16 protein-coding genes and 2 tRNA genes are annotated in these 18,037 nt (G+C 71.6%); 8 read left to right on the top strand and 10 right to left on the bottom strand.

Annotated features, from left to right (window positions below; all coding sequences use genetic code 11):
• Positions 1 to 8: 8 nt before the first annotated feature.
• From MTR79_RS28870 to MTR79_RS28850, 5 genes are all read left to right on the top strand, one after another.
• The gene (locus MTR79_RS28870; protein ID WP_244793320.1) at positions 9 to 1,097 is read left to right on the top strand and encodes an ROK family transcriptional regulator; all 1,089 of its coding nucleotides are present in this window, start codon (positions 9 to 11) and stop codon (positions 1,095 to 1,097) included.
• A gap of 249 nt (positions 1,098 to 1,346) precedes the next feature.
• The gene (locus MTR79_RS28865) at positions 1,347 to 2,126 is read left to right on the top strand and encodes an HAD-IIA family hydrolase (protein WP_048460675.1); all 780 of its coding nucleotides are present in this window, start codon (positions 1,347 to 1,349) and stop codon (positions 2,124 to 2,126) included.
• A 114-nt stretch (positions 2,127 to 2,240) separates the two neighbouring features.
• A complete protein-coding gene (locus tag MTR79_RS28860) occupies positions 2,241 to 2,804 on the top strand; it encodes a hypothetical protein (protein WP_244792302.1) in 564 nt (187 codons plus the stop codon).
• A gap of 8 nt (positions 2,805 to 2,812) precedes the next feature.
• Positions 2,813 to 3,478 (top strand): class F sortase, encoded by a 666-nt coding sequence (locus MTR79_RS28855; RefSeq protein ID WP_086703402.1) that lies wholly within the window; start codon positions 2,813 to 2,815, stop codon positions 3,476 to 3,478.
• Between the two features lie 419 nt (positions 3,479 to 3,897).
• Positions 3,898 to 4,929, top strand: coding sequence for a glycoside hydrolase family 6 protein (locus MTR79_RS28850; protein WP_244792300.1), 1,032 nt, complete (start codon positions 3,898 to 3,900; stop codon positions 4,927 to 4,929).
• Between the two features lie 78 nt (positions 4,930 to 5,007).
• Here the strand turns inward: MTR79_RS28850 and MTR79_RS28845 are convergent, their stop codons facing one another.
• The 3 genes from MTR79_RS28845 to MTR79_RS28835 form a co-directional block, all read right to left on the bottom strand.
• Positions 5,008 to 6,948 carry a kelch motif-containing protein gene (locus MTR79_RS28845; protein WP_114873848.1) on the bottom strand — a complete coding sequence of 647 codons (1,941 nt, stop codon included), beginning with the start codon at positions 6,946 to 6,948 and terminating at the stop codon, positions 5,008 to 5,010.
• Complete coding sequence (locus MTR79_RS28840; RefSeq protein WP_086704831.1) at positions 6,945 to 8,981, bottom strand: cellulose synthase catalytic subunit; 2,037 nt, start codon at positions 8,979 to 8,981, stop codon at positions 6,945 to 6,947. The genes MTR79_RS28845 and MTR79_RS28840 overlap by 4 nt, the downstream gene beginning before the upstream one ends.
• Positions 8,982 to 9,452: 471 nt before the next feature.
• Positions 9,453 to 9,526 (bottom strand) — tRNA-Lys (locus MTR79_RS28835).
• 310 nt (positions 9,527 to 9,836) lie between these two features.
• Between MTR79_RS28835 and MTR79_RS28830 the strand changes: the two genes are divergently transcribed.
• The 3 genes from MTR79_RS28830 to MTR79_RS28820 all read left to right on the top strand — a co-directional run bounded on the left by MTR79_RS28830 (position 9,837) and on the right by MTR79_RS28820 (position 12,994).
• Positions 9,837 to 11,036 (top strand): hypothetical protein, encoded by a 1,200-nt coding sequence (locus tag MTR79_RS28830; RefSeq protein WP_348538737.1) that lies wholly within the window; start codon positions 9,837 to 9,839, stop codon positions 11,034 to 11,036.
• 78 nt (positions 11,037 to 11,114) lie between these two features.
• Positions 11,115 to 12,260: an SPFH domain-containing protein gene (locus MTR79_RS28825; RefSeq protein WP_244792296.1), complete on the top strand. Its 1,146-nt coding sequence runs from the start codon at positions 11,115 to 11,117 to the stop codon at positions 12,258 to 12,260.
• Positions 12,261 to 12,388: 128 nt separating this feature from the next.
• Positions 12,389 to 12,994 (top strand): lytic polysaccharide monooxygenase, encoded by a 606-nt coding sequence (locus tag MTR79_RS28820; protein ID WP_086705477.1) that lies wholly within the window; start codon positions 12,389 to 12,391, stop codon positions 12,992 to 12,994.
• Between the two features lie 75 nt (positions 12,995 to 13,069).
• On the opposite strand, the gene MTR79_RS28815 is transcribed toward MTR79_RS28820, so the two are convergent.
• The 7 genes from MTR79_RS28815 to ehuB form a co-directional block, all read right to left on the bottom strand.
• A tRNA-Lys gene (locus MTR79_RS28815) sits at positions 13,070 to 13,143 on the bottom strand.
• Between the two features lie 100 nt (positions 13,144 to 13,243).
• Positions 13,244 to 14,002, bottom strand: coding sequence for an IclR family transcriptional regulator C-terminal domain-containing protein (locus MTR79_RS28810; protein WP_086702937.1), 759 nt, complete (start codon positions 14,000 to 14,002; stop codon positions 13,244 to 13,246).
• Positions 14,003 to 14,219: 217 nt separating this feature from the next.
• On the bottom strand, positions 14,220 to 14,672 hold the full coding sequence (locus MTR79_RS28805) for a hypothetical protein (RefSeq protein ID WP_143637187.1): 453 nt from the start codon (positions 14,670 to 14,672) through the stop codon (positions 14,220 to 14,222).
• A 307-nt stretch (positions 14,673 to 14,979) separates the two neighbouring features.
• Positions 14,980 to 15,771 carry an ectoine/hydroxyectoine ABC transporter ATP-binding protein EhuA gene (gene ehuA / locus MTR79_RS28800; RefSeq protein ID WP_048457721.1) on the bottom strand — a complete coding sequence of 264 codons (792 nt, stop codon included), beginning with the start codon at positions 15,769 to 15,771 and terminating at the stop codon, positions 14,980 to 14,982.
• The gene (gene ehuD / locus MTR79_RS28795) at positions 15,761 to 16,411 is read right to left on the bottom strand and encodes an ectoine/hydroxyectoine ABC transporter permease subunit EhuD (protein WP_086702934.1); all 651 of its coding nucleotides are present in this window, start codon (positions 16,409 to 16,411) and stop codon (positions 15,761 to 15,763) included. Before ehuD ends, ehuA begins: the two co-directional genes overlap by 11 nt.
• Positions 16,408 to 17,118, bottom strand: coding sequence for an ectoine/hydroxyectoine ABC transporter permease subunit EhuC (gene ehuC / locus MTR79_RS28790; protein ID WP_086702932.1), 711 nt, complete (start codon positions 17,116 to 17,118; stop codon positions 16,408 to 16,410). The genes ehuD and ehuC overlap by 4 nt, the downstream gene beginning before the upstream one ends.
• Positions 17,115 to 18,014 carry an ectoine/hydroxyectoine ABC transporter substrate-binding protein EhuB gene (ehuB, locus tag MTR79_RS28785; RefSeq protein WP_189365265.1) on the bottom strand — a complete coding sequence of 300 codons (900 nt, stop codon included), beginning with the start codon at positions 18,012 to 18,014 and terminating at the stop codon, positions 17,115 to 17,117. The genes ehuC and ehuB overlap by 4 nt, the downstream gene beginning before the upstream one ends.
• Positions 18,015 to 18,037 lie beyond the last annotated feature (23 nt).

Genomic DNA, 18,037 nt, shown 5'->3' with positions numbered 1-18,037 from the left:
GCGGTGGCATGCGAGGCGCGGGCGGCGGGGCCAACCTGCTCGCCCTGCGCAGCCACAACACCGCGCTGGTGCTGGACCTGCTGCGCACGGCCGGGACGGAGGGCATCAGCCGGCTGGAGCTCGCCGAGCGCACCGGCCTCACACCGCAGGCGGTCAGCAAGATAACCGCCCGGCTGCGCGAGGAGGGCCTCGCGGCGGAGGCCGGGCGACGGGCGTCGACGGGCGGCAAGCCGCGCACCGTGCTGCGGCTGGTGCCGGAGGCTGGGCACGCGGTGGGTGTGCATCTCGACCGCGACGAGCTGCGGGCGGTGCTGGCGGATCTCGACGGCACGGTGGTCGCACGGCGGCACGCGCCGCTGGACCTGGGGGCGGGCGCGGAGGCTGTACTGGGGCGGGTCGCCTCTGTCGTGGGGGAGCTGGGGGCGGAGGCCGCGGGGACGCGGTCGCTGCTGGGGGTGGGCGTCGCGCTGCCGGGGCCGCTCGACCATCGGCGGGGGGTGTTGCACCGGGTGACGGGGTTTCCCGAGTGGGACGGGTTTCCGCTGCGGGAGGCGTTGTCCGCGCGGTTGGGAGGTGTGCCCGTGGTGGTGGACAAGGACACCAACGCCGTGGCGCTCGGGCTGGCCGTCGGGGGTGAGGGCGGGTCCTTCGCCTATCTGCACCTCGGTACGGGGCTGGGGGCCGGCCTGGTGATCGGCGGGAGTGTGCACCGGGGGCCGCGGACCGGGGCGGGAGAGTTCGGGCACCAGGTGGTGCAGCTGGACGGGCCGCGGTGCGGGTGCGGGGACCGGGGGTGCGTGGAGGCGCTGTGCCTGGCGGCGGTGGCGCGGGGGGAGACGGCGGAGGCGGCCCGGGTGCTGGGGACCGGGGCGGCGAACCTGGTGGGGTTGCTGGACATCGACCGCGTGCTGGTGGGCGGGCGGACGGTGGAGGGGGCGCCGGAAGTGTTCGTGTCCGGTGTACGGGGGGTGCTGGAGGCGCGGGCGCGTCGGACGGGGGAGGAGTGTGGTGTGGTGCGGCTGGTGTCGGGGGAGGAGCGGGTCGCCGAGGGGGCGGCGCAGCTGGTGTTGGCGCCGGTGTTCGGGCAAGACGGGTGAACGTCCACGGTGTGGGGGCTGGGCAGGGGGTGTCGCGCAACCCGGCGCCGACGGGATGCCGCCGCGCCCGCCCGTGCCGCCCCAGCGGCACGACTGCCCGCGACTGCGGAGTCCCTCAGCGGCACGACTGCCCGCGACGGCGGCGTTCTCAGGGGCGCGGGGAACTGTGCGACCGGTCACGGACGACCCGCACCCGGGACGATTTAGGCTGGGGCCCGCAGGGCCCGACGACGGCAGGAGATCGTGCACATGGCAGACCGCAAGCCCATCGAGTCCTGGCTCACCGACATGGACGGGGTGCTGATCCATGAAGGGGTGCCGATTCCCGGGGCCGACGCCTTCATCAAGAAGCTGCGCGAGTCCGGGCGGCCCTTCCTGGTGCTGACCAACAACTCGATCTACACCCCGCGCGACCTGCACGCCCGGCTGCGCCGGCTGGGGCTCGAGGTGCCGATCGAGAACATCTGGACGTCCGCCCTGGCCACCGCCAAGTTCCTCGACGACCAGCGGCCCGGCGGCTCCGCGTACGTCATCGGCGAGGCCGGTCTGACGACGGCGCTGCACGACATCGGCTACATCCTCACCGACCACGACCCCGACTACGTGGTCCTCGGCGAGACCCGCACGTACTCGTTCGAGGCGATGACCAAGGCGGTGCGGCTGATCAACGCCGGGGCCCGGTTCATCTGCACCAACCCCGACGAGACCGGCCCCTCCACCGAGGGCCCGCTCCCGGCGACCGGCGCGGTGGCCGCGCTCATCACCAAGGCGACCGGCCGGCAGCCCTACTTCGCGGGCAAGCCGAACCCGCTGATGATGCGCACCGGGCTGAACACCATCGGGGCGCACTCCGAGAGCAGCGCGATGATCGGCGACCGGATGGACACCGACGTGCTGGCGGGCATCGAGGCCGGCATGAAGACGTACCTGGTGCTGACCGGGCTGACCCGGCCGGAGCAGGTGGAGAACTTCCCGTACCGGCCGAGCAAGGTCGTCGACTCCATCGCCGACATCGTCGACCTCGTCTGATCGTCGTACGGCCGTTTCGCCGTACCTCGTTCACCCGACCGGTCCAGTGCCGCGCGTAAGAGGGTGCGGGGCCGGGCCGGGCGGGGGAACCTCCAGAGTGTCTGGAGGTTCACGATGGGTAAGCGGCGACTCGCACTCTGCGCGGGTGTCCTGGCCGTCACCGCGTTCGGTCCGGCGGCCTGCGCGGCGTACGCGGCGGACGGCGGGGACGTCTCGGTCGTCCCCGCGGCGCCCGCGCCCGGCGGCGACATCGCTCTCAGGGTGACCGGCTGCGACGCGCGCGAGGCGGTCGCGCAGTCCCCGGCGCTGGTGTCCGACGCCCGCCTCACCCCCGACGACGGCGACGGCCTCGCGGGCGAAGGGCGGGTGCGGTCCACGGTCACCGCGGGGACGTACACGGTGACCGTCGCCTGCGACGGCACGGAGCACCGGGGCACCGTCGAGGTCGTCCGGAAGCACACGCCCGCCGCAGGCGCCGAGCCCTCCACGTATCCCTCACCCGTCGCCCCCGTGAACGCCGGAGCCGGCGGTGCCGCGCGGGACCTCGCCGGCGGTCCTGAGCGGCACGGACCCGGCACCGCCCAGACGGTGGTCGCCCTCGCCCTGGCCGGGACCGCCGCCCTCACCGTGCACCGGGCGGCCCGCCGGCAGGCGCGGCGCGGCCGGAGGACGGGTTGACCGGCATCATGCGCGACCTGACGAAACGGCTGCCCGCCGGCGCGGTCTGGGTGGCGCTGCTGCTCGGACTGTGGCTGTGGGGGCAGGGACTCACCGAGGTGCCAGCCGGGACGGCCGGACCCGCCACCGGCGACATGGCGGCGGCCGGACGCCCGCCCCTGACCGACCTGCCCACCGTGCACCGGCCGCTGAAGGCCGCGGACCCGCTCACCCTCGACATCCCCGGCCTGGACCTGCGCGCCCCGGTCGTCGCCCGCGGCCTGGACGAGCGCGGCGCCCCGGAACCGCCGCCGCTGGACCGCGCGGGCGAGGTCGGCTGGTACGCGGCCGGCGCCGCCCCCGGCGCGGAGGGCGCCGCGCTGATGGTGGGGCACGTCGACACCGAGACGCGGCCCGCCGTCTTCCACCGGCTGGACACGCTGGAGCCCGGCCAGGAGATCCGGGTGGCCCGCAGCGACGGCACGGTCGCCGAGTTCACCGTCGAGGACGTCCGGGTGCTCGACCGGGACGGCTTCGACGCCCGGGAGGCGTACGGCCCGCGCCACGACGGGCGCGCCGAACTCCGACTGATCACCTGCGGCGGCGCCTTCGACCCCACGGCCGGCGCCTACGAGGCGAACGTCGTCGTCTCCGCGTACCTGACCGACGCCTCGGCGCCCCGCACCGACGCGTGAGCGGAGCGGGAGCCCTCCCGGCCCGGCCGGCGGCCTGCTCCCCGGAGGCCGCCGGCCGGGCCGGTCCTCGACCGCGCGCGGCACGGGCCGCGGGAGGTGACCCGGCGGGACGCGCGGGAGGTGTGCGGAAGGCGCGTGGGAGCACCGGCCCGCGGTCGGCCGGCCGGCGCACACGACTCTAGAGGGAAAGCCGGGCCCGGCCCAGGGGGCGGCGCACGTCAAGGCCCGGACCGGTCGCATTCCGTGATCGGCGCAGGTGGGCGCGGATCCGGCCACGTCGCGGGCGGACGGCGCCACGGCGTCCCCGGCCCGCTGTAACAGGCCGTGGACAAGCGGCACTCGGCCGTCCTGGCGGGCCGGGGCGTATGCCAGGATTGGGGCTCGGAACACTTGGAACAAGTGCACCCAAGGGGGGTCGGATGTACGGCAGCAGGGGGGTCGGGGCGTTCGCCGGGGGGCGGGCGTCCGCAGCGGTGCTGGGGGCGGCGCTGCTGCTCGCGGGATGTTCCTCCGGGGGTGACGACGGCAAGGAAGGCTCGGCCTCGGCCGTCGTCACGCAGCAGCCGAAGGAGGCGGACCCCTTCTGGGTCAACCCGGACGGCGTCGCGGCGCGCGAGGTCGGCGAGCTGCTGGGGGACGGCAGGAAGGCCGAGGCGCAGCAGCTCAGGAAGATCGCCGAGCAGCCCGTCGCGGAGTGGATCAACCCGGAGAACGCCGAGGAGCAGGCGCGGGAGTTCACCGAGGGCGCCGACAAGGCCGGCCGCCGCGCGGTGCTGGTCCTCTACAACATCCCGCACCGCGACTGCGGCCAGTACTCGCAGGGCGGCGCCGCCGACGGCGACGCCTACCGGGACTTCGTCGACGCGGTGGCCGAGGGCATCGGGGACCGCCCGGCGACGGTGGTGCTGGAACCGGACGCGGTGCTGCACCTCGTCGACGGCTGCACCCCGGAGGAGTTCCACGAGGAGCGCTACGACCTCCTCGACGGCGCCGTCACCCAGCTCAAGGGCCTGAAGAACACCAAGGTGTACCTGGACGCGGGCAACGCCGGCTGGGGCAACCCCGACCAGATCCACGAGCCGCTGAAGCGGGCCGGGATCGAGCGGGCCGACGGCTTCGCGGTGAACGTCTCGAACTTCTACACCACCGAGGACTCCGTCGCCTACGGCAAGGAGCTGTCCGCCAAGGTCGGCGGAAAGCACTTCGTCGTCGACACCAGCCGCAACGGCAACGGCCCCTACACGGGCGGCGATCCGGACGAGCGCTGGTGCAACCCGCCCGGCCGGGCGCTCGGCGAGACCCCGACGACCCGCACGTCCGACCCGCTCGTCGACGCCTACCTGTGGATCAAGCGTCCGGGGGAGTCGGACGGCGAGTGCAAGGGCGGCCCGAAGGCCGGCGAGTGGTGGGAGGACTACGCCCTGGACCTGGCGCGCGCGTCGACGACGTAGCGGCCGGGGAGCTCGGGAACACGAGAGGGGGCGCCGTGCGGATCGCACGGCGCCCCCTCCTTCGTACCGGCGGGCGCGCTACGGCACCTGCACCCACTGGGCCTTGCTGGGCGTGCCGTCGCCGTCGGTGACGAACAGCATGTACCAGCCGGACTGCACCAGGTTCTTGTTCTTCGGCACGGTCACCGTGATCCGGTCGCCGTCGGTCGTGAAGTCCAGGGCGATGGAGCGCTGGTCCACGTCGGTGACGTGGGTGGAGGCGCTCGGCCGGATCAGCCGGACCTTCTTGACCGACGCCGCGTCCTGCGAGGTGAACGTGCCGGACCCGCCCCGCTTGACGGTCTGCGGCCCGCCGGAGAGGTCGGGCTGCTCCTCGTCGCCGTACAGGTACGGCGGGGTGTAGATCTCGACGCGCTGCTCGAACTCGCCCGGCTTGGTGTTGGCCTTGTCGGCGAACAGCGAGTCCGAGCCGAAGAACATCACGCGGCCGTCGGGCAGCAGGATCGAGCCCGAGTGGTAGTTGCGGCCCACCAGCGGATCGGCGACCCGCCGCAGCTCGTTCTTCTCCGTGTCGTAGAGCCGCGCCTCGAGGATGTTCGAGTCGCTGCGGCCCCGGTAGTCCTCCGAGCCGCCGGAGATCAGCACCTCGTCGTTCGGCAGGATCGACGCCTGGGGGTAACGGGTGCCCTTGTCCAGCGACGGCCCGTCGACGAACTCCGGGTCGTCGGACTTCAGGTCGACGATCCGGGTCTTCTCACTGGACCGCGGGGACTCGCCGACCCCGCCGCCGCCGATGACCATGTACTTCTCGTCCTGGGCGGGCGGCAGCAGCACCGTGCCGGACGTCTCCATCAGGTCCGGGTCGCTCAGCCCGGGGATCTTCTTGAACTTGTTGGTCTCCACGTCCCAGACGCCCGGCTCGCGGCCGACGTCGTCCGGCCCGTAGCCCGCGTTCGACCCCGAGTAGAAGACCTTGCCGTTCTGCGTCAGGAACAGCGCCGGGTACGTCGGGAACTGCCGCTCCTTGTCGGTGTACTCCCACTCCTTGGTCTCCGGGTCGTAGATCTCGTTCTTGCCCGGGACGAGCTGGCCGATGTCGTCGAGGCCGGAGACGCTGAGGATCTTCCCGTCGCTCAGGGTGGTGAGCGTCGGGTACCAGCGGGCCTCCTTCATCGGGTCGACCTTGATGTACTTCTCCGCGACCGGGTCGAACTCGTAGGCGTCCCGGATCCCCTGGAAGTCCTTCTTGTCCAGGGCGAGCTTCTCGGCGATGCCGTACGTGTTGCGCGCGTCGTCGCCGGTGAGCCCCTGCACCCGGTAGTTGTCCTGCGTGCCGGTCTCGTACGCGGCGCCTTCCTTCTGCGCCTCGACGTAGATACGGCCCACGCCCGGGGTGTTGCCGAGGAACTCGCCCGTCTCCGGGTCGAACTTCTTCTCGGCGCGCGGCACGAGCACCGGGTCCTTCGAGACGAAGGTCTTGCCGTTCTCCTTGCCGGTGAACTTGGTGCCCGCCGGGAGGGTGACCGGCTTGTCCGGGTTCTCGTTCTGGACGAGCATCAGGCCGCCGGCCTTCTTCACGTCGCCCTTGAGCTTCTCGTACCGCTTGGTGCCGCCCGCGATCAGCAGGTTGCCGTTGGCGAGCTGCGTGTGCCCGGTGCAGAACAGGTCGTTCGGCGTCGGGACCTTCTTGATGGTGCCCTTGACCGGGTCCCAGATCCGGGTGTCGTACTTCTTCGCGTCGAAGTTGTCCTGGTTGTTGCCCGACCCCGCGACGAGCAGCACCTTGCCGGTGCGCAGCAGCGCCGCGTGGATGGTGTTCTGCCGGTACTCCTCGGGAAACTCGACGATCTCCCACTTGCCGTTCGCGGCCTTGTACTCCGGCTGATTGATCTTGTACTGGTGGTATTTCTCCGACCCGAAGCGGTAGAGCCACGGGCCGTTCATCCCGGCCAGCGCGAGCACCACCGCCGTGCCTATCGCGATCCGACGGGCGCGACGGCGGCCTGCACGGTCAGTCATTCCTTACGTCCCCCAAGTCCACCAAGGGCGATCTGCATGGTCTGGTCGTCGCCGGGGGTGCCGCCCCCGGGGCCTCCCGGCCCTTCGGGGCCCCCTGATCCGCCCGGTGCGCCGTGGGAGCCGGCCCAGTGGGGCCGGGGCTGCGGCTGGTGCGGCGCGTGCTGCTGCTGGGGCATCCGCACGCCGTCGGCCGGGGTCGCGTCCTCGCGCCGGTGCCCCGCCGCGTGGGCGCCGGGCTTCTTCCGGTCCTGCCGCATGCCGTGACGCCAGGCGAACATCGGCGCCGCGGTGATGAGCAGGGCGAAGGTGGCCCAGATGACCATCGCCGGGTGGGAGTGCCCGAAGACGAAGCCCGCGGCGATGGAGCCACCGAAGATCAGAATGAAGTACCAGTGGTACCGGAAGGTGCCGAACCAGGTGTCCGGGCTGGCCGAGTCGCCCTTCGGGGTGACCACGAACTTGCTCTTGCGGCGCAGCACCGAGTCGATCAGCGCCTTCGCGTAGAGCGGGGCCGACAGCGCGGACATCACCATGCCGGCCACACCGCCGGAGCCCTCCGGCTCGTGCGGGGAGACGTTGTGCCGGCGGTTCCAGACGTACAGGCCGATCTGGAGCGCGGAGGCGTTGCCGTAGAGCATCAGCCAGACGGCCGGGTCGATGTTCACACCCGAGGCGCCCAGGCCCAGGAACAGCGCGCAGCTGAGCGCCGCGAGGATCCAGTTCAGGGCGGACATCGGATAGAAGATGATCATCATCGTGTAGTTGAAGAGCTTGCTCGGCGGGAGCGTGAACCAGCCCTTCCAGTACTGCTTGAGGATCGTCTCGTACGTGCCGCGCGACCAGCGCATCTGCTGGGTGAAGAAGTCGGTCCAGGCGTTGGGGCCCTCACCGACCGCCAGCACGTCCGGGGTGTAGACCGAGCGCCACTTCCGTCCGGTCTCCGGGTTCTTCGCCCGGTGCATCTCGAACCCGGTCGCCATGTCCTCGGTGATCGAGTCGTACAGGCCGCCGATCTGCTTCAGCGCCTTGATGCGCACGGCGTTGGAGGTGCCCACGAACATGGGTGAGCCGTAGCGGTTGCCGGCGCGCTGGATCAGCGCGTGGAAGAGGAACTGCTGGGACTCGGCGGCCTTGGTGACGAAGTTGTCGTAGTTGCCGTAGACCTGCGGGCCGATGACGAAGCCGACGTCCGGGTCGCGGAAGAAGCCGAGCATCCGCTCCAGGTAGTTCGGCAGCGGCACGTGGTCGGTGTCCACGGAGGCGAAGAAGTCGTAGTGGTCGCCGTGCGCGTCCAGCCAGGCGTTGTAGTTGCCGTGCTTCGTCTTGGCGCGGTGCGGGCCCTTCTTCTGGTTCCACTTCGCGACGCCCTTGCGGGAGAAGTGATGCACGCCGAGGCGCTCGCAGACCGCCTTCACCTCGGGGTCGTCGCCCTCGTCGAGCAGCCAGACGTGCATCAGTCCCCGGTGGCGGATCCTCACGGCCGCCTCCAGGGTCTTCGTCACCATCTCCAGCGGTTCCTTGCCGGGCACGAAGGAGGTGAGGAAGGCGACCCGGGTGCCGGTCTCGGGCACCACCGGGACCGGGTCCCGGGCGACGAGCGTGGCGTGCGCGTTCGACACCACGTTCATGCAGCGGAAGAACTCGATCAGACCGATCGACACGAGCATCACGACGTCGAGGGCGGGCAGCCACTCGAACGCCGGGTGGTCGCGCTCCGTCCAGTGCGACGGCTGGAGCAGCCACACCAGCAGCACCAGCGACAGCACGGGGGCCGCCAGCAGCATCAGCGCGATGCGGATGCGGTGCGGCTCCTGCGAGATCAGCGAGCGGTACTGGACCTTGTACGGCTTGTTCGGATCGGGCTGGGTGAGGGGACCCGAAAGGCGGCTGTAGTGCTCGTAGTCGTATCTGGGCAGCGCTTTCTTGATCCGGCGGAACGTACCCGTGTTCCAGTTCCGATGGCCCGGCACCCGCAGCTGGGTGGTCTGGGACGGGTCGTCGTCCCGGTGGGCGCCCGTCGGCGTCGACGTCATGAGTCATCCCCCCACACGCGGCAAGAGCGCGTGTTTCGTCGCTTCCTTACGTCCGTCGTCGGTTCCCCTCGACCTCCGGACGTGTCAGTGGCGGACCGCGGTCACCACGTCACGCACACCTTATAGACACGACTTCGTGTCCTTCCGGTTGCATGATCCCCCTTCGGTGCCGGCGCGGGGGAACGGGGTCCCCCACCCCGTTCCGGCCGACGGCCGGTGCTCCCCCCGGTCCCCCCAACGACCGCGACGGCGCGGACCGTTGAAGGGACCAGGGTCCCGGTTCGCTCCTCATGATCGCAAGGTGCGAAACACGGTGCATACCGGACGTAAGGTGCCATTGTGACGCCTGGGGGCGTCCTGTGATGTCACAGTTCCGTACGGGGCGCGAGGGCGATGTGCTCAACGGGGGCGAGAGAGTTTCCGGCCAAAAACCGACGGGCCCCTCGTGGAGCGAGGAGCCCGTCGTGTCGGTGCGCCGCCAGGGACTCGAACCCCGGACCCGCTGATTAAGAGTCAGCTGCTCTAACCAACTGAGCTAGCGGCGCCTGCTGACGGCAGAACTCTACAGGACCCCGGAAGGTCCTCGTGACCACCTCGTCCCGCCGCCCGCCACCCGGGGCGTCCGACGGAGGGGCGCTTTACATCATTCGGACCGTCAAAGTGCGCGCCCGGAAGACCGTTGCGACACTGACGCTCGTGCGCAGAGGCGGAGAAACGTTCCGGGAATGTGAGGGGAATCGCATGGGGTCTCCGGTGTGCGAGGAATGCGGTCCGGCCGGAGACCGCGCGTGCCTCGGCCGCGCGGGTGAACAGCGGGAGCGGCCGCTTCCCCGGGCGCGGCGGATGCGGCGCTCCGTGGCGCGGCGCACCGCCCTCGTGGTGGCCGCGGTCGCGTCCGCCGCGCTCGGCGCCCACCCGGCCCCCGCGGCAGCCGCCCAGGACACCCGGGTCTCCGCCGGCCAGGGCCTCCCCGCAGACCAGGGGAGCGGCGGCGGGCAGGGCGCGCCGGGGCCGCTGTTCGGCGCCGGCGGGCGCACGGGCCCCGCGCTGCCGCCCGGGACGATCCCCGCGATCAGCCGGACGGACATCGTCAAGCGGGCCGCCGCCTGGGTCAGCCGGAAGGTCCCCTACAGCGTGGCCTCCTACTGGTCCGACGGATACCGGCAGGACTGCTCCGGCTATGTGTCGATGGCCTGGAAACTGCCCGGCAACGAATGGACGGGCAGCCTCGCGCAATACGCCGACAAAATCACCAAGGCGGAACTCCAGCCCGGTGACATCCTCCTCTTCCACAATGCGTCCGACCCGTACAACGGTTCGCACGTCGTCATTTTCGGCGGGTGGGCGAACACCGCCCGCACCCAGTACGTCGCCTATGAGCAGACCCCGCCGCACACCCGCAAGATGACGACCCCGTACGCCTACTGGAACAACTCGGCGCGCTATGTGCCGTACCGCTACAAGGGCGTGACCGACGGGGCCGCGGGTGCCGCTCCGGAGACCGCCGCGTCCGTCCTGCCGCCGCTTCCGGCCGGGCCGCCGGTGGCGGATTCCCCACCCGTCACCGGGGGCGCGGACGCCGTCGTGCCGGGCGGCGGGGCGCCGGCGCCCGCGGTGCCGGACGCTCCCCGCGGAACGGACGCCGGCAAGGGGGCGGCCGGTGCGGCGCCGGCGCGGCGGCGCGTCTCCCTGGACGGCGCTCCCGGCCCGTCGGGCACACGGTCCGGCGAGGTCCCGGACGGCTCAAACGGAGGTTCCGCTTCTGCCCCGGCGGGGCTTCTTGCCGCGCCCGCCCCGCAGAGGGCGGCGGGCTGCCCCGGCCGCGCGCCGTTCCTTTCGGGTGCGGAGAACGAGCACGTCACCCGGCCGGGCCGGCAGCCGGAGGCGACGGGGTCCGGCCGGCACCGCACCCAGGGCCCGGGCCCGCGCCGGGGCGAGGGGGGCCGGCGCAAGGCGGCCGGCCTCGACGCGGCCGGCTTCCAGCGGGAGCGGGGCCGGCCGGGCGGGGCGGCGGACGGCGCCCCGGGCCCGGAGACCTGGCAGCGCATCGCCTGACCCGAACGGGGCGCCGGGCGTCCGCCCCCGCCCGAGTCCCCCGATGTGACGCATCTGGCGCGGAGGCTGGAGGCACGCATGACCACCACGACATCCCACGTCCCCGAGTACGTCCCCGAGTCCGAGGGGCCCGACGGCGGCGTCGCGGCCGCCCGCCCGGCCCGGCTGATCCACACCGAGTCCACCACCGAGATCCCCGTCCACCTGCTGTTCCGTGAGGAACCCGCGGCGCCGCCCGCGGAGGTGAAGCTGCGGCCCCCGGTCGTCGCCCACCGCCCCCCGCCCGAGAAGGAGGACCGGGACACGCGGGACATCGGCGTACGGGCCCGCGCGTCCGCGCCCGGCGTCGACCCGGACGTCGTGGAGCGGCCCGCGCGGGTGCTGCCGGGGATCGCCGGGGTGCTGGCGGGGGTGTGCGGCGCGGCGGGCTGCGCGGTCACGGCGTGGTGGGCGGGGGTGCTGCCGCCGTTCGCGGCGGAGGCGTTCGGACGGTCCGCGGGGGCCGGTGGTCCCGGGCCCGCGCAGTGGGCCGCGTTCGCCGGGGCCGGGGCGCTCGGGCTGTTCGGCTTCGGCGGTCTGGCCCGCGGCCGGACCGGGCGTGCCTGGGTGCTGGAGCTGTTCGGCCGCTACCGGGGGACCGTGCGGGGGACCGGACTGCTGTGGGTGAACCCGCTGCTGCTGCGCCGCCGGGTCGACGTGCGGCTGCGGTACTGGCGCGGCGAGCCGCTCCCGGCGGCGGACCGGGGCGGGGTCGCGCTGCGGGTGTCGGTGCTGATGGTGTGGCGGGTGCGGGACACCGCGCGGGCGACCCTGGGCGTCGAGGACCACGAGGGATACCTGCGGGCGTGCGTGGAGGCGGCGCTGCTGCGGGTGCCGGTGGCCGCGCCGGGCGCCGGGCGGGGCGCGGTGCAGGCGACGCAGGACGTGCTGACCCGGCTGGTGGCGGCGGACGCCGGGCCCGTGGGGGTGGAGGTGTGCGCCGTGCGTCCTCTCCGGGTGGAGTACGCGCCGGAGGTGGCGGCCGCGATGCACCGGCGCCGGCTCGCCGCGCTGGACGCCCGGCACCGGGCGGGTGTGGTCGGCGCGGTCGTGGACTCGGTGGAGGACACCGTGACCCGGCTGACCATGCGCGGCCTGGTCGACCTGGACGACTACGAGCGCCAGGTGCTGGTGAAGGACCTGACGGTGGCGTTCTGCGCGGGGCGGGGTGAGACCGGGTCCTGAACGGCGGGCGACCGCAGGGGGAAACAGGGTCTGCGATTGGTATGGACATGTTCAACAACCGTCCCTACCCTGAGACTTGGTCTAGACCTGCAACCCTGACATCTCCCCCACACTCCAGGAGCGGCAGCATGCGTAAACGGACCAAGCTGTACGCGGCCGCGGTGGGACTGGCCACGACCGGAGCGCTCATGCTCTCCTCCGGCGGCGCCAGCGGCCACGGCTACACCGACCTGCCCGTCAGCAGGCAGAAGCTCTGCCAGAACGGCGGCGTCTCCAACTGCGGCGCCATCCAGTGGGAGCCGCAGAGCGTCGAGGGGCCGAAGGGCTTCCCGTCGGCCGGCCCGGCCGACGGCAAGCTCTGTTCGGCCGGCAACGCGTCCTTCGCCCCCCTCGACGCACCGCGTACCCCGTCCGGCGGCGCCTGGCCCACCACCCGGGTGACCGGCGGCCAGCAGTACACCTTCCGGTGGCAGTTCACGGCGATGCACGCCACCACCGACTTCAAGTACTACGTCACCAAGCCGGGCTGGAACCAGAACCACAACCTGTCCCGGTCCGACCTCAACCTCACGCCGTTCCTGACCGTCCCCTACAACGGCCAGCGTCCGCCGCAGACCCTGTCGCACAGCGGCCGGCTGCCCAGCGGACTCAGCGGCCACCACGTGATCCTCGCGGTGTGGACGGTCCACGACACGGGCAACGCGTTCTACGCCTGCTCCGACGTGACCTTCTAGGAGCGGCCCGGGGCATCACCCCGCACATCCGGGCACGCCAAAGGGCCTCTCGCTCCCACGAGAGGCCCTTCTCGGTGCGCCGCCAGGGACTCGAACCCCGGACCCGCTGATTAAGAGTCAGCTGCTCTAACCAACTGAGCTAGCGGCGCATGACTCCCGCCGTCCGCTTCCGCGGTCGGCGACGGGAAAAATCATACCCGGTCCGCGAGGGTGCTCCCGACCACTCCCGCCGAGGCCCGGGCCGCCGGCTCAGATCGCCAGCGACAGCAGCAGCGGAGCGGCGTTGCGGTTGAGGGCGTCGGCGGCCCGGCGCAGCCGGTGGGCGTGCTCCAGCGGCAGGGACAGCGCCAGGCATCCCGCCGTGGACCCGGCGGTGAGCGGGACGGCCGCGCAGACCGTGCCGACCGCGTACTCCTGGAGGTCCAGGACCGGCACCGTCGGCGGCTGCGCGGCGAGCCTCGACAGCAGCAGGCGGTCGCTGGTGATGGTGCGCGAGGTGAGCCGGGCCGGGCGGTGCCGGGCCAGATGGTCGCGCCGGCCCTCGTGGTCCAGCTGGGTGAGCAGGCTCTTGCCGACCGCCGTGGCGTGCGCCGAGAAGCGGAAGTCCACCCATTCGTTCACCTTCGGGGTGGCCGGGGAGTCGGCGTACTGGGTGACCCGGACCTCGCCGTCGACGTACCGGCTGAGGTAGACAGCGGCGCCCACGGAGTCGCGCAGCCGGTCCAGGGTGTGCTGGAGCTTGTCGCGCAGCGCCCGGTCGTGTCCTTCGGCGGAACCGAGGCGGGTGAAGGCCGCTCCGGTGACGTACGCGCCGTCGGTGAGCTGCTCGACGTAGGCCTCGCGGCGCAGCATCCGCAGGAGGGTGGTCAGCCGCTCCGTGCCGAGGCCGGTCTCGCGGGCGAGTTCGGTGTTGTCGACTCCTGTGGTGTGCCGCGCCACCGTCTCCAGGACGCGCAGGGCGTCCTGGACCGAGTGGTACGACGCGGTCGGCTCGTGCCTCAGCGCCACGGTTTCCCCCTGCGCTCGCTCTTGGGGCCGCAATCCGGTCAGCGAATCCCTTCCACGATAGCCGTCAAACGGCCCGTGGGAAGCGGGGGTTGACAAGATTGCGGCCCTCTCAACTGCGACGCCGACCTCTGGCATATGCCGGGGGAATGACCCACCGTTGTGACGTGGGTCATCGGCGCCGCGCGTCGCGGTTCCACTCCCGCCGGGGCGATCCCGCTCAGGAAGTGGAGCTGAACTTCGGGTCGCCGCCGGTGCCGAGGAGGGTGCCGCCCTCCCACAGGCCGATCTCCCAGTAGATGGTGGAGTTCTCCGGGATCTCGTCATGGAAGCTGTCGCACACCTGCCAGCCCGCCGCGGAGCCGCCGTGCTCGTAACAGCGGAAGTTGTCGCCGGTCCGGTTCACCGTGCCGCGCACCTCGATGTGGTGGCCGTCGGCGAGGGTGTCCCGGACGTAGAACTTGTCGCCGTAGGGGCGGAAGCAGGCCAGACCGGCCGTCGCGCGGGGGTTCTCGTAACCGGTGACCTCGTTGCAGTTGGCGTCGAGTGTCGGGGAGGTCGACGTGCTGGAGGCCCGCTCCGAGTAGAGGGTGGCCGCGGAGGCGGAGGTGCCGAGAAGGGCGACGAGGGAGAACGCGGTGGTGGCGACGAGCACGGGGGCGGTGCATTTCACTGGGCGGTTCACTCCTGAGGTGTGAAGGGGCGGTTCCCGGACACCCGCCCGGTCCACGGGGCGGCGGGCGGACTTCCGCGCCGGCCCGTGGAGTGGCGAGTGCGATATGACGTGTTCATTACAGTATGGACGGATTCGCGTCACTGTAAGGCGGTTCTCGGACACGCGTCGTCGGGAACCGGCCCCGCCGGCCCGGTACGGGGCGCACGCACCGTGGGTGGCACCGCGCGTCGTGCCACCGCCCCGTCCGACTCGAAGTCGCACGGGGCGGTCGGTCTGCGGGGGCCTGCGGTCCGCGGCACCACGTTCAGAGCACGGCGCTCAGGAACTCCCTGGTGCGGTCGTGCTCCGGCTCGCTGAAGATCTTCTCCGGCGGGCCCGCCTCGATGACCCGGCCGGAGTCGAACATCAGGACCTGGTCCGAGATGTCCCGGGCGAAGTTCATCTCGTGGGTCACGCAGAGCATCGTGATGTCCGTGGAGCGGGCGATGTCCCGCAGCACGTCCAGCACGCCGGCCACCAGCTCCGGGTCCAGGGCGGAGGTCACCTCGTCCAGCAGCAGCACCTTGGGCTGCATCGCCAGCGCGCGGGCGATGGCCACCCGCTGCTGCTGGCCGCCGGACAGCTGGGCCGGGTGCTTGTCGAGGTGGTCGGTCAGCCCGACCATCTCCAGCAGCTCCCGCGCCCGCTCCTCGGCCGCGTCCTTGGACATGCCGAGCACGGTGACCGGGGCCTCGGTGATGTTCCGCAGCACCGTCATGTTCGGGAACAGGTTGAACTGCTGGAAGACCATGCCGATCTTCTTGCGGACCTCGCGGACCTGCTTCTCCGGCGCCGGGAACAGCTGCTGTCCGTCGACGGTGATGACGCCCTCGTCCGGCTTCAGCAGGGTCATCAGCAGCCGCAGGATCGTGGTCTTGCCGGACCCGGACGGGCCGATCAGCGTCACGTGCTTGCCGGCGTCGACCGAGAAGTCCAGGTTGTCCAGGACCGTGTGGTCCCCGAACCGCTTGGTGACCCGCTCCAGCCGGATCAGCTCACCGCTCGCGCGCGGGGTCTCGGGCTTCTCGTCGAACGGGGCGTGGGTGTCAGTGGACAAGGCGTCGCTCCAGGGCTCGCAAGGCAAGGGAGGCCAGGTAGGAAATGACGATGAAGGCCACGCCGATCACCGTCAGGGGCTCGGTGAACTGGAAGGTCTCACGGGCGAAGAGCTGTGCCTCGCCGAGCATCTCCAGCACGGTGATCGCCATCAGGATCGGGGTGTCCTTCAGCATGGCGATGACGTAGTTGCCGAGGGCCGGGACGACCCGGCGGACCGCCTGCGGCAGGATCACCGCCGTCCAGGTCCGGCGCATCGGCAGGTTGAGGGCCGTGGCGGCCTCCCACTGCCCCACCGGAACGGCCTCGATGCCGGCCCGGTACACCTGCATGGTGTACGTCGAGTAGTGCAGGCCGATACCGATCACACCGGTGGTCAGGGCGGACAAGGTCAGCCCCCACTCGGGCATCACGTAGAAGAGGAAGAACAGCTGCACCAGCAGCGGCGTGTTCCGTACGAACTCGGTGACCGTGCCGACCGGCCAGGTGACCCAGCGCGAGGGCACCCGCATCAGCAGCGCCCACACCAGGCCCAGCACGAACGAGATCACCGAGCCGATGGCCAGGACCTGCAGGGTGACCAGCAGTCCGTCCCAGAAGTGCGGCATGAAGTCGGCGACCGCGCCCCAGTCCCAGTTCACGAGACACCTCCCACACCGGTGACCTCGGGCTGCCGCGCGGCTCCGGCGCCGGCCCGGGGTTCCTTGCCCACCCCTGCCTTCAGCTTCTTCTCCAGACCCCGCATGCCCCGGGTGAGGAGGAAGGCGATGACGAAGTAGATCAGCAGGATGTACGTGTAGATCTCCGCGCTCTCCTGGAGCGCCAGGCGCACCAGGTTCCCGCTGAACGCCAGATCGCCCATGCCCATGAGGGACACCAGCGCGGTGCCCTTCAGCAGTTCGATCAGGAGGTTGGAGAACGGCGGGATCATCTCCGGCACCGCCTGCGGCAGCAGGATCAGCCGCATCCGCTGCCACGGGGTGAAGCTGAGGGCGATGCCGCCCTCACGCTGCGCCGGGTCGACGGCCGCGATCGCGCCGCGCACGATCTCCGCGCCGTACGCCCCGTAGGTGAGGCCCAGCGCGAGCGTTCCCGCCCACATCGGCACCAGCTGCCAGCCGAAGCTCAGCGGCAGTACGAAGTAGATCCAGAAGATCATGATCAGCGCGGAGGTCCCGCGGAACACCGTCGTGTACAGGGCCGCGAGGAACCTGACCGCCCGCGACTGATGAGTGCGGGCGACGCCGACGACGAACGCGACCGCCGCGCCCAGCAGGGCGCTGAAGACAAGCAGCTGGACGGTCGTCCAGATGCCTCTGAGGACCAGTTCCCAGAGTCCGGATGTCATCCGCAGAGCTCCTTCGCGGTCATGTCCGTCATCTCGTTCTCGGTGAACCCGAAGGGCTTGAGAATCCGGAGCAGCTCGCCGCTGTCCTTGAGCTTGTGCAGCTCCCGGTTGAAGGCGTCACGCAGATTGGTCTCGCTCGGCCGGAAGGCGAAGGCGCCGCCGTCGACGTGCGGCTTGCCGCCGACGATCGGCTTGAACGGCTCGGTCACCTCGGCCTTGTTGGACTTCTTCACCACTTCCCGGGTGGTCAGCGCCGTACCGGCGAAGACGTCGGCGCGCCCGGTCTCGACCGCGTTCAGCCCGGCCACCTGGTCCGGCACGATCAGGATGTCGCCCCGCTCGTAGCCGGCCTCCACGGCGTACGCGATCTCCGCATAGCCGGTGCCGGTCGCGAACTTGGCCTTCTTCTCGACGACGTCCTTGTAGTTCCGCAGACCCAGCGGGTTGCCCTTGCGGACGATGAACGAGTCGAGCATCTGGTAGTCGGGGTCCGAGAAGATGACCTGCTCGCACCGCTCCGGGTTGATGTACATCCCGGCGGCCACGATGTCGAACTGCTGGGAGTTCAGACCCGGAATGAGGGAGCCGAACTCGGTGGGCACCGGCTGGACCCGGTCCACTCCCAGCCGTTTGAAGATGACCCTCGCCAACTCCGGCGCCTCGCCGGTCAGCTCGCCGTTCCTGTCGATGTAGCCGAAGGGGATCTCCCCGGCGATGCCGAGCCGGGCGACGCCCTGCGCACGCAGACGCTCCAGCAGCTCACCCCCTTCGGTGTCCGAGGCGGTGGCCACGCGTGAGCATCCGGTCGCCGCGAGCGCGCCGAGCGCCGCGACCCCCGCGAGCAGCGACCGGCGGGACGGCCCGGATATGCGATCACGCCCGACCGCGGGCGGCATTCTGTCTGGTGGTGAAGCCATGG

The sequence above is a fragment of the Streptomyces sp. BJ20 genome, assembly GCF_022869105.1.
Lineage (GTDB): Bacteria > Actinomycetota > Actinomycetes > Streptomycetales > Streptomycetaceae > Streptomyces > Streptomyces griseoincarnatus.
The sequence above is the reverse complement of the archived record's forward strand: the minus strand, read 5'-3'. Positions and strand labels throughout refer to the sequence as shown.